The sequence below is a fragment of the Flavobacterium panacagri genome (genome assembly GCF_030378165.1).
Taxonomy (GTDB): domain Bacteria; phylum Bacteroidota; class Bacteroidia; order Flavobacteriales; family Flavobacteriaceae; genus Flavobacterium; species Flavobacterium panacagri.
In genome coordinates, this window is the sequence record NZ_CP119766.1 from 587,294 (window position 1) to 599,071 (window position 11,778).

The window sequence follows — 11,778 nt, forward strand, 5'->3', positions numbered from 1 at the left end:
GATATAAAATTGATTTTATTTCTTCGGATTGAGAATGGTTTTAATCATGGCATCATCTTTTAAGATCACATCATAATAGTACAATTCTCCAAACAATTGTCGTGCAAATTCAGCCGTAATATAGCGATTTACTAATGCTTTGGTCTTGTCTAGTTTTAAATCTAAACCAGTCAACAAAATGTAGTTTTTAAACTTTTTAAAGTACACATCTGAATGCTTCATTTTAGCTAAAAACGTATTGAAATTATCTCCTGCAAAAGCATTTCTATCTTTGTCCAATTCTTCAAAAACAAAATGCCCGACAATTCCTGTCTGCAATAAATAGCCTACATTTTCATTTCCGTGTTCTGCTTCCATCGGAACAAAAACATCAGGAACAATTCCGCCGCCACCATAAACGATTTTACCTTTTGGTGTTTTGAATTTTAAGGAATCGGCTACTTTTATACTATCTTTAGCATACAATTCTCCCGTTGTAATTCTGGATTCAGATTCTTTAAAATAATCTTCATTCCCTTTTTTATAAGGCTTTTGAATTGATCTTCCTGTTGGTGTGTAATAACGTGCTACAGTCAAACGAACAGCAGAGCCGTCGTTAAAATCCATTTCTCTTTGAACTAAACCTTTTCCAAAAGAACGTCTTCCTACTATTGTACCGCGATCATTATCCTGAATTGCTCCGGCCAAAATTTCACTCGCAGAAGCACTGTTTTCATTAATTAAAACATACACTTTTCCAGTTTCAAAACTTCCCGCTTTTGTAGCAAATGTTTTATCGATAGAACCATTTTTACTTTTTGTAAAAACAATCAATTGTTTGTCTTTTAAAAATTCATCTGCAATTGCAATTGCTTCTTCCATATAACCGCCTCCATTATCGCGAAGATCAATTACAAGCGACTGAATTCCTTTTTGTTTTAATCTCGTTAAGCCTGTTTTGAATTCATTAAAAGTAGTTTCGGCAAAACGATTTATTTTGATGTAACCGATATTATTCCCAATTAACAAAGAAGCATCGACGCTTTTGATTGGAATAACATCTCTTTTTACTTTGAACTTCAGTTTCTTTTGTTCCGATTTTCTAAAAACTGTTAATTCAATTTCAGATCCCTGCAAACCTTTCAATTTCGAAAACAAACTATCTGAAGGCAGTTTTCGGCCATACAATTTAGTTTTTCCGGCATATAAAATTCGGTCACCCGATTTTAGTCCCGCTTTCGCTGAAGGGCCGTTTTCAATTGGTTTTATAATGGCAACCGAATCTTTATACATATAAAAATTGATTCCGATTCCAACGAAATCCCCTTTCATGCTTTCTGCAACCTCAGCCTGTTCGCTTGGCGGAATATAAACCGAATGCGGATCTAATTTGGAAAGAATATTATCTACAGTAAGATTAACAATAGAGTCTGTATTGATACTGTCAACGTATTCGTTATTGATAAAATCAATCAGTTTGTTGAGTTTGGTTTTAGAGTAATTTTTAGCCAAAAACTGCTCATCGGCTGGAGCATTCATAAGGCTTCCAACAACCGTTCCCAGAGCAAAGGTCGCTCCGATTATTATAGGTAAATATTTCGAATTAAATTTCATTTACTCTTCTAAGTCAGGAATATGCTGTACTTCTACCCCTGCTTTTATTAAAAATTGAATTCCAGAATCATCGCGATATCCATCTTTATAAACCACTCTTTTTATCCCCGACTGATGTATTAATTTACTGCATTCTTTGCAAGGCGAAAGCGTAATATATAATGTTGCCCCTTCACAAGATTGTGTTGATCTTGCTACTTTCAGGATGGCATTTGCTTCGGCATGTAAAACATCCCAGCGTGTTAAGCCTTCTTCATCTTCACAGCAATTTTCAAATCCGGATGGCGTTCCGTTGTAACCGTCAGAAATAATCATTCGGTCTTTTACGATAATAGCACCAACTTGTTTTCTTTTACAATAAGAAAGCTGACTCCACTCTCTTGCAATTCGAAGATACGCTTTATCGTATTTATTCAATTTTTTTACTTCCATTTATTTTATCTGTTCCAAATCGGACTTTCGATAATCATTGGAATTACAACTCCAATAACAAAAGCCGACATTACCAGTGCCCAGTCGCGTTTTGAAAAACGAAAAACGGTTTGCACTATATATGATATTATTAAAACCACAAAAACCACTACGAGCTGTGCAGCTTCGATCCCTAAGGCAAACTCTCCCAAAGGTAATAATTTTGATGTTGCAGATCCTCCTAAAATTGTTTTGAAATAATTAGAAAAACCTAAACCATGAATAATACCAAAGAATAAAGTTATAAAAAATACCAGATTTACACTATCATTTTTTGAAGTCTTTCCAGCTGTAAATAAATGATACAGAGCCGTTATTAAAATCGTAATAGGAATTAAGAACTCGACCAGATTAACTTTTATAGTTATTATGCCGTAAACCGAAAGAATTAAAGCCAATGTATGTCCAATTGTAAACAACGAAACCAATAGAAAAATTCTTTTCCAGTCCTTAAATAAATATGGAACGGTTAGGGCGATTAAAAAAAGAACGTGGTCGTAGGCATGAATATCCAAAACGTGTTTTAATCCTATTTGAAAATAAATCCAAAATTGTGACATAGGTATAATATAATTAAATAATTAGGGGCTGTAAACTTACGATTAATTTTCAAAATTAAAGATTTAGGCTATCAAATCCTTCAATAAAAATAAGTTAAATTTTATGAGAAATTTAAAATCAATAATTTAAAAATAGGATTATATTTGTTCTTTAAAACTAATTAATTATGCCATTTTCAGAATTATTTGATAACGAATTCAAACAAAGAAACAGAGGTCATTTCTCTGCAATTGTGCGTGTTGCTTTTGCTGACGGAAAAATAAGCCCAGAGGAACAGGAATTTTTGAATAAAATTGCTTCTACATTACAAATTTCAGACGAAGAATATAAAGAAATCCTTGCTGATCCTTGGAAACATCCTATAAATCCTCCTTATTTATATACACAACGTTTAGAGCGTTTGTATGATCTAGCCAAAATGGTTCACGTAGATCACCATTTAGGAGACAAACAAGAAGTAATGTTAGTTCGTATGGGACTTGCTTTAGGTTTTACTCCAGGAAACGTAAACTACATTGTTTCAAAAGCATTATCTCTAGTAGATCAGAAAGTAGATTTAGATACTTTCTTGTTTGAAATGGAGAATATGAATAAATAGTATTCAGTAGTCAGTTTTTAGTGTTCAGTTTATAACTGATGAAAAATTGAAACGAAATTTAATTATAAACCCGACATGTTTAAACCTGTCGGGTTTGTTGTTTTTAATCCTAATGATCTTGAAACCAAAAAACCTAACAGGTTTTAAAAACCTGTTAGGTTTGCGTAGTGACTGAACACTAAAAACTGACTACTGAATACTTTTATTCAGCCGCCATAAATTCCTCCGCCTTTTCTACCATATTATAGCTTCCGCAGAAAAATGGAACTCTTTGGTGCAGTTCTGTTGGCTGGATTTCCATAATTCTATTAAATCCGTCTGTTGCTTTTCCTCCGGCTTGTTCTGCAAGAAACGCCATTGGATTACCTTCATACAATAAACGCAACTTTCCTTTTGGCGCTTTAGAACTTGTTGGATAAATATAGATACCGCCCTTAATCATGTTTCGATGAAAATCTGAAACCAAACTTCCAATATATCTTGAAGTATAAGGTCTGTCACCTTCTTCTCGCTGACAATATTTAATGTAATTTTTTACCCCTTGTGGAAAATGAACATAATTTCCTTCGTTTACCGAATAGATATGTCCATCTTTTGGAAATTGCATATTCGGATGTGAAAGATAAAAAGTCCCTATTGCGGGGTTTAAAGTAAATCCGTTTACTCCATGTCCTGTCGTGTAAACCAGCATGGTTGAAGTTCCATAAATTACATAGCCTGCTGCCACCTGATTGATTCCCGGTTGTAAAAAATCCTCGCTGGTTACCGGAGTTCCAATTGGCGTTACTCTTCTAAAAACAGAAAAGATCGTTCCTACTGAAACATTCACATCAATGTTTGAAGATCCGTCAAGCGGATCCATTAAGATCACGTACTTATTATTATGACAGTTGTCGCTCCCCTGAACTGTAATATAATCGTCGTTTTCTTCTGAAGCAATACCACAGACAATCTCACGGTTTATTAACGTCTGGATAAATACTTCGTTGGCATAGACATCTAATTTTTGCTGGTCTTCTCCCTGGATATTCTGCTCGCCCGCGGCGCCAATAATATCCACCAAACCCGCTTGGTTTACTTTATGATTGACCACCTTGGCCGCCAATCTAATAGAGTTGATAATTCGCGAGAGCTCTCCCGACGAATACTGAAATGCTTTTTGGTTCTCAATAATAAACTCTCCCAGTGTTTTATTGCGTTCTTCCATTGCTAAATCGTTATAGTTTTATTTTTAAGTCACAAATATCGCTTATTTTGTGAGAATGATTTAAAAATTATTTTGTTAGTTTGCCCTTATTGTATATTTGCTAATATTTTGCGAAAAGCAACTTTTAAAATGATTTTTATTTGATAATAATTAAATAAAAATACGAATACATAAAATTGCTTCTTTCAAATGTTTGTGAAAACAAATGCTGTATTAGGAAAAAGCAATACTATAAAGGACAAAAAAATAAAGTTTACCAATTATGAATATTAGAAAAGGAAATCCTGAGGATATGAAATCGGTGTTGGAGCTAATTCAGGAGCTTGCAATATTCGAAAAAGAACCTGATGCTGTTGTTATTACAGAAGAAGATTTAGTTCGTGACGGATTTGGAGAAAAACCGCTTTTTCAGGTTTTTGTGGCGGAGATTGAAAACGAAGAAAAACAAAAAGAAATCGTTGGAATTGCTTTATATTACTACCGCTACTCTACCTGGAAAGGAAAGACAATTCACCTCGAAGATTTAATCGTAAAAGAAAAAATGCGCGGTACAGGGTTAGGATCTGCACTTTATGCTGAAATCATGAAACAAGGTAAAAAAGACGGCGTTCGAAGAGTAGAATGGAATGTTCTGGCTTGGAATACGCCAGCCGTTAATTTTTACAAAAATTCCGGCGCCAAAATCCTTGACGATTGGCAGGTCGTTCAAATGGATGAAGCTGGAGTGAATGCGTTCTTAGAAAAATTATAAAAAGTCTTTAGCCACTAATTCACGAATTATTATTTTTTAAAATCTTAGTGAATAAAAAATTCGTGAATTGCTTCGCCTCTTCGCTATCGCTCGGGTCGTGGCTAATAAAAAAAATAATAGATTTCCTCAAATCTAAAATCTAAAATCTAAAAAATCTAAAATTAAAAATGAGAGTATTTAAATTTGGTGGTGCGTCGGTGAAAGATGCAGATGGAATTAAAAACGTATATGACGTTTTACAAAAAGTGGGGTATGAAGATGTAATATTGGTTGTTTCCGCTATGGGAAAAACAACAAATGCTCTTGAAGTGGTTATCAAGAATTATTTTGATAAATCGACAGAGTTGAATTCTTCTGTACAAGAAATCAAAAAATACCACAATCAAATCTTATTGGATTTATTTGAAGATGAAAACAATGACGTTTTTGCAGCTGTAAATGCGCAGTTCGCTGAATTGGAATATTTTTTAGCACACAATAAATCTCCAAACTACAACTTCGTTTACGATCAGGTGGTGAGTTTTGGTGAATTGATTTCTACCAATATTTTAAGTCATTATATGAATTTCAGAGGAATTCAGACACAATGGCTTGATGTTCGTAATTTCATTAAAACGAATGCCAACTACCGAGATGCGGAAGTGGACTGGGAAACAACGCAACAAAATATCAGCAAAAATGTTCCAAGAAAACAATTAAATATTACACAAGGTTTCTTAGGTGCTGACGAAAACAATTTCACGACAACTCTAGGTCGTGAAGGTTCTGATTATACTGCTGGAATTTTTGCTTACTGCTTAAATGCCGAGAGCGTAACCATTTGGAAAGACGTTCCTGGAGTTATGAATGCCGACCCTCGTTATTTTGAAAATGCAAGTTTACTAAACCAAATTTCATATCGTGAAGCTATCGAATTAGCATTTTACGGCGCAACGGTAATTCACCCAAAAACGTTACAGCCGTTACAGAAAAAAGAAATTCCTTTGTATGTAAAATCGTTTGTGAATCCTTTATTAAAAGGAACCTGCGTTTCTAAAGGTGTTGACTTAGAACCACAATATCCTTGCTTTATCGTAAAAAGAGAACAGCTTTTGATCTCGCTTTCTTCTATTGATTTCTCTTTCATTATGGAAGAAAACATCAGTGAGATTTTTGGTTTATTCCACGAATTCAAAATCAAAGTAAACTTAATTCAGAACTCTGCTATTAGTTTTTCTGTTTGTGTAGAGGATAAATTTGGAAATTTCCCAGAATTAAATGCTATTCTTTCTAAAAAATTCAAAGTAGAATACAGCGAGAATGTAACATTGTACACGATTCGTCACTTTACTGAAGAAGCCGCAGCAACTGTTGAAGCTAACAAAGAAGTTTTATTGAAACAAGTTAGCCGCGAAACGATGCAGATTGTGACTAAAGAACTTAATTAATACTTTATAAAAAGGTAATTATTTCAATTCAACTATATTTTAGAAAAGGCTTCACTTTATTGTGAAGCCTTTTTTAGTTTTGTTTTTTATCTTTATTCAGATACTTAATAATCTTCTTCAAATCTTTTATCTGCGATTCATATTCTTTTATTATTTTCCTGTAAACATTCATCAATGCACGTTCCGTCTGACGTTCTACATCAAACAAATTTTCTTGTGAATTAATATCTAAACTTTTTTTAACTAATTCTTCTGGAGATCGATCAAAAAACTCACAAATGTTTTTAAAGTGATTAGCCCACGAAGCACTGTCTCCACGTTCCATTCTTGCATAAGCAGATTGTGAAATATTCAAATGATCTGCAACTTGCTCTTGGGACATATTTTTAGATTTACGTAAAATTTTTAAATTATTTCCTACAATTTTATTCATAAATAGTATTTTTACAAATATAAATAGGAGAAACACTTTGTAATTATTCGATTTTAGGTTTTTATTACCTGATTTTCGAATAAGTTTTTCCACTAACTATTACTAATTATAAAACATGAAACAGAACCAAGAACCCTCCGAAGAAGAACAAAACAATTGGAGCCACGATCCAGATAATTGGATATGGGGACTTTTCTATTATAATCCGAAGGACAAAAGAATGTTTCCTCCTAAAAGAATCAAAGAAATGGGATGGACAGTTAATTTTGCTAATCCTAATTCGGTTTTTCTTTGTGTAATTATGATTCTCATTTTAATGATTTTGTGTGAAAGCGTAAAAAGATAAATTATTCTATTAATTACAATTATATGGCAGCTCGAAAAAAATTCTTAATTATTTTTTTAATTCTGGTTCTATTATTCATTGGCTATGATTTAGCTTCTTTGCTTCAAAAGGAAAGTTTAAAAGAAATTTCATTTTCAGATTTTAGACATTCTATTGGGCCTTTTTTATCCGGTATTGCTGTTTTTATGAGTTACAGAGCAGAAATTAAAAAAGATAGAAACCCCGCTGAATAAACTATTCCTTCATTTCAAAACACAAAATACCGTTTCTAGTTTTCCCAATTATAAATACTACTTTTGGCTTTTCAGAGTTAAGGTAGTATGTTAAAAAAATTATTGTTTTTGACGGTTTTCATTTGGTTTTCTGCCCTTCAGGCTCAGGAAACTGAATCGCTATACAAAACCAAAAAAATAATAACGACAAAAGACACGATTCGAATTGAAAATGTCAGCATCAATTCGGGTTTCTTTCAGCTTTTAAATACTAAAAAAGAACCAATCGATTCGTCTTTCTATAAAATAGATTTCCAGAAAGGCTTTTTACTTTTAAAAGAAAACTTTCCCTCAGCTTCTGATACTTTAATTGTCAATTACCTCAAATATCCTGATTTTTTGACCAAGGAATACAGTTTATACAAATCGGATCAAATTGTAAGCAGTGATGTCGGAACCGAAAAATTATACCGAATAGATAATAATGCCAACGCTAAAAAAGTAACTCCTTTTGATGGATTAAATACTTCAGGGAGTATTACACGAGGTCTTACAATAGGAAATAATCAGAGTACAGTTTTAAATTCTAATTTGGATTTACAGATAACTGGTAAAATCTCAGATAAAGTGAGTCTTCGTGCTTCTCTTCAAGACAATAACATTCCGCTGCAGGATGGCGGTTATTCGCAAAAACTGGATCAGTTTGATAATATTTTCATGGAACTTTTCAGTGACGATTGGAGCATTCGCGCAGGTGATGTTTTTTTGGAAAACAGAAAAACCCAATTTATGAATTTCAACAAAAAAGTTCAGGGGCTTTCTGCCAGTTTTGATTTTGATACCGAAAAAAGCAAAACCAACGTCTTTGCTTCTGTTGCTTTTGTAAAAGGCCAATATGCCAAAAGTACCTTTACAGGTCAAGAAGGAAATCAAGGTCCGTACAAATTAAAAGGACAAAATGGAGAATTGTATGTTCTCGTAATCTCAGGTTCTGAACGTGTTTATGTAAACGGCGTTTTACTAAAACGAGGCGAAAACAACGATTATGTGATTGATTATAATGCGGGGGAAATTGTTTTTACTTCGCTTTTTACTATCACTTCAGAAATGAGAATTAATGTAGAATACCAATATTCTGAACGAAATTACAATCGTCTTGTGACCTACGCTGGCGCAACGCACGAAAACAGAAACTGGAGTTTTGGCGGTTATTTATATTCTGAAAACGATATGAAAAATCAGCCGCTACAGCAAAATCTTTCTAGTGAACAAGTCCAAATTTTAAGTGAAGCCGGGGATGATACCAATTTAATGAAAGCGCCTTCGGCCTACGAAGATAAATATGCCGACAATAAAATTCTTTACAGAAAGATTCTTATAAATTCGGTTGAAGTTTACGAATATTCCAATAATCCGCAAGATGTTTTATACAATGTGAGATTTAGTCAGGTTGGAGCCAATGCAGGAAATTATATCATTCAAAACAATAATTCGGTAGAACGTATTTATCAATATGTAGAACCTATAAATGGTATTTTACAGGGAAATTATGAACCTATTGTACAGCTTGTTGCGCCAATGAAACTTCAGGTTGCCTCTTTTTTAGGAAAGTATAATCCAAACGAGAAAACTTTGGTCGATTTTGAATTGGCTGTCAGCAACAACGATCAAAATTTATTTTCTCCAATTGACGATTCTAATAATGAAGGTGTTGCTTTTAAAACCAATCTTAAAAAAAGACTTTTTTCCCGAAGCTGGAGTTTAGATGCCTTTGCTAATTATCAATATGTACAGCAGGATTTTAAATCTATTGAACGTTTGTATAATATTGAATTCAACCGCGACTGGAACTTAACGGGAACACTTTTGGGTAATCAGAGCCTTTTGGTTACGGGTTTTAATTTTGATTTGTTTTCAAATAAAAAAAACTCAAATATTGGTTTGGTAACGTATCAATTTGAGAAATTAGATTTCAGTGAAAGTTATACAGGTTCTAGACATACGACTTCGGCTTTATTTAAGATAAAAAATTGGACAATTGAGAATAATGGAAGTTTTCTGAATTCTGATGCCACAGCTTCAACTTCAAAATTCATTAGAAATCAAACCAGAACAAAATATCATTTTGGAAAAAATTGGGTTGGAGGAACAATGCAGCTTGAAGACAATCAGGAAAAGGATAAAGTAACCAATCAGTTTTCGGCTTTAAGCCAAAGATTTACAGAATATGGTGTTTTTACAGGACGAGGCGACAGTACAAAAGTGTTTGTCGAAGTTGGTTTTCTGCAAAGACGAAATGATAGTTTGCAAAATGGATTATTACAACATGTCAATAATTCTCAAACGTATTATTTAAAGTCTAAACTAATTCAGAACAAAACAACCGATCTAGCAGTTTATGCGAGTTATCGAAATTTAGATTTTACAGATCAATCCAGACAAAATGAACCTTCTTTAAATTCGAGAGTTTTATACAATGACCGCTTCTTTAACCAATTAATGCAGATTGGAACTACTTACGAAACCAGTTCCGGAACTATTGCACAACAAGAATTTACGTATGTAGAAGTTCCAACAGGACAAGGTGTTTATACCTGGAATGATTATAACGGCAACGGAATTCAGGAATTACAGGAATTTGAAATCGCAGTTTTTCAGGATCAGGCAAAATATGTAAGGATCTTTTTGCCGAATCAGATTTACATCAAAACCAATCAGAATAAGTTTTCACAGTCTTTAACTTTAAATCCGTTGCAATGGCAGAACGAAAAAGGTTTCAAGAAACTTCTGTCTTACTTCTACAATCAGACTTCCTTTATAATGGATCGAAAAGTAAAAAGTGAAGGAGAAAAACTGGAACTGAATCCGTTTAATTCTTCTGAAGAAAATATTTTAGGTTTAAATTCGAGTTTCAGAAACAGTTTATTTTACAACCGTGGCCGTCAGAAACATTCGGTTACCTATTCTTATCTTGTTAATAAAGGAAAAAGTCTTCTTTCTATTGGTTCACAAAATGTCCGCAATTATTCACATCAAATTCAATATACGCATTTGTATCAGAAAAGCTGGTTATTTAATTTCTTTACCAAAACCATTAAAACCGATTTAGTTTCAGAGGATTTTGAAGAGAAAAATTATGATATAAACGGCTGGCAACTGGCACCAAAAGTGAGTTATTTGTTTTCTAAAAATACCAAACTTGATTTCTTTTATGAACTTCAGAACAAGAAAAATCAAATTGGTAATTTTGAGACTTTAAAACAAAATAGAATTGGAACTTCTTTTTCTTATGCCGGTGAAAAGAAAGTAACTGTAAGTGGGGAATTTTCTTTTTATGAAAACAAATTTAATGGTAATGAATTTTCATCAGTTGGTTTTCAAATGCTCGAAGGGCTTCAAGCAGGATCCAATCTAGTTTGGAAACTACTTTTACAAAAGAACATTACCTCATTTTTAGATATTAATTTAAACTATCTGGGACGTAAAAGCGAAACAGGAAATACGATTCATACTGGCAACATTCAGCTTCGCGCATATTTTTAATGCACTGCGAAAAAGGTGACAAAAAATTGTTTAACTTTAATTGAAATTATAAACTATAACCTTATGAAAAAATTAGTATTAATCTGTTTATTAGTTGTTTTCTCTTCCACTTTCTACGCCCAAGAAACAACTACAAAAGCGGCAAAAACAAAAACAGAAGCTTCAGCAAAAAAAGCAAAAGCAAGTGCAGACAAAGCTTCGGCTGATGCCAAAAAAGAAGCAACAAAATCTAAAAAAGCAGCAGATGACGCCAAAGCAGCTTCCTCTAAAGCAAAGAAAGAATCTGCTGATGCAGCCAAAAAAACTGCCGACAAAGAAGCTACAAAAGCAAAAGCTGACGCTAAAAAAGCAACAGCGGCATCTGACAAAGCTAAAAGCACAGCAGACAAAGCTAAAGCCGATGCTAAAAAAACAACCGCTAAAGCTGATGACGCAAAGAAAGATGCTACAGCTGCTAAAAAATCTGCCACAAAAACTTTAAAGGAAACTAACGAAAAAGCACCGTCAGTTCCAGACAAAGTTACTGGAGAATACAATGGCAAAAAAGTTTACACTGGCCCAAGAGGCGGGAAATACTACATTAACAAAAATGGTAATAAAACTTACATTCAGGATTAAAAAGATGCTGAGATACTA

The 11,778-nt window shown here is 33.4% G+C and carries 12 protein-coding genes; 7 read left to right on the top strand and 5 right to left on the bottom strand.

Going from position 1 to position 11,778, the window contains the following annotated elements:
- Positions 1–15: 15 nt before the first annotated feature.
- The 3 genes from P2W65_RS02785 to P2W65_RS02795 are packed head-to-tail and all read right to left on the bottom strand — an operon-like array spanning position 16 to position 2,624.
- Positions 16–1,593: a S41 family peptidase gene (locus P2W65_RS02785; protein WP_289663411.1), complete on the bottom strand. Its 1,578-nt coding sequence runs from the start codon at positions 1,591–1,593 to the stop codon at positions 16–18.
- Positions 1,594–2,025 carry a deoxycytidylate deaminase gene (locus P2W65_RS02790; RefSeq protein ID WP_179001765.1) on the bottom strand — a complete coding sequence of 144 codons (432 nt, stop codon included), beginning with the start codon at positions 2,023–2,025 and terminating at the stop codon, positions 1,594–1,596.
- 5 nt (positions 2,026–2,030) lie between these two features.
- Positions 2,031–2,624, bottom strand: a complete 594-nt coding sequence (locus tag P2W65_RS02795) for a HupE/UreJ family protein (RefSeq protein WP_289663412.1) — start codon at positions 2,622–2,624, stop codon at positions 2,031–2,033.
- Between the two features lie 167 nt (positions 2,625–2,791).
- On the opposite strand from P2W65_RS02795, the gene P2W65_RS02800 reads away from it, so the two are divergent.
- On the top strand, positions 2,792–3,223 hold the full coding sequence (locus P2W65_RS02800) for a TerB family tellurite resistance protein (protein WP_179001769.1): 432 nt from the start codon (positions 2,792–2,794) through the stop codon (positions 3,221–3,223).
- A 202-nt stretch (positions 3,224–3,425) separates the two neighbouring features.
- Here P2W65_RS02800 and fbp read toward each other — a convergent pair whose 3' ends face one another.
- Positions 3,426–4,430: a class 1 fructose-bisphosphatase gene (fbp, locus tag P2W65_RS02805; protein ID WP_179001771.1), complete on the bottom strand. Its 1,005-nt coding sequence runs from the start codon at positions 4,428–4,430 to the stop codon at positions 3,426–3,428.
- 262 nt (positions 4,431–4,692) lie between these two features.
- Here fbp and P2W65_RS02810 point away from each other — a divergent pair, with 262 nt between their 5' ends.
- The gene (locus P2W65_RS02810) at positions 4,693–5,181 is read left to right on the top strand and encodes a GNAT family N-acetyltransferase (RefSeq protein WP_289663413.1); all 489 of its coding nucleotides are present in this window, start codon (positions 4,693–4,695) and stop codon (positions 5,179–5,181) included.
- A 167-nt stretch (positions 5,182–5,348) separates the two neighbouring features.
- A complete protein-coding gene (locus tag P2W65_RS02815) occupies positions 5,349–6,608 on the top strand; it encodes an aspartate kinase (protein WP_289663414.1) in 1,260 nt (419 codons plus the stop codon).
- A gap of 73 nt (positions 6,609–6,681) precedes the next feature.
- Here the strand turns inward: P2W65_RS02815 and P2W65_RS02820 are convergent, their stop codons facing one another.
- Complete coding sequence (locus P2W65_RS02820) at positions 6,682–7,041, bottom strand: helix-turn-helix transcriptional regulator (protein ID WP_289663415.1); 360 nt, start codon at positions 7,039–7,041, stop codon at positions 6,682–6,684.
- A gap of 115 nt (positions 7,042–7,156) precedes the next feature.
- On the opposite strand from P2W65_RS02820, the gene P2W65_RS02825 reads away from it, so the two are divergent.
- From P2W65_RS02825 to P2W65_RS02840, 4 genes are all read left to right on the top strand, one after another.
- Complete coding sequence (locus P2W65_RS02825) at positions 7,157–7,387, top strand: DUF5808 domain-containing protein (protein ID WP_289663416.1); 231 nt, start codon at positions 7,157–7,159, stop codon at positions 7,385–7,387.
- Positions 7,388–7,410: 23 nt separating this feature from the next.
- Positions 7,411–7,620 (top strand): hypothetical protein, encoded by a 210-nt coding sequence (locus P2W65_RS02830; RefSeq protein ID WP_289663417.1) that lies wholly within the window; start codon positions 7,411–7,413, stop codon positions 7,618–7,620.
- An 87-nt stretch (positions 7,621–7,707) separates the two neighbouring features.
- Positions 7,708–11,142 carry a DUF8818 domain-containing protein gene (locus P2W65_RS02835; RefSeq protein WP_289663418.1) on the top strand — a complete coding sequence of 1,145 codons (3,435 nt, stop codon included), beginning with the start codon at positions 7,708–7,710 and terminating at the stop codon, positions 11,140–11,142.
- A gap of 63 nt (positions 11,143–11,205) precedes the next feature.
- The gene (locus P2W65_RS02840; protein ID WP_289663419.1) at positions 11,206–11,760 is read left to right on the top strand and encodes a hypothetical protein; all 555 of its coding nucleotides are present in this window, start codon (positions 11,206–11,208) and stop codon (positions 11,758–11,760) included.
- Positions 11,761–11,778: the final 18 nt, after the last annotated feature.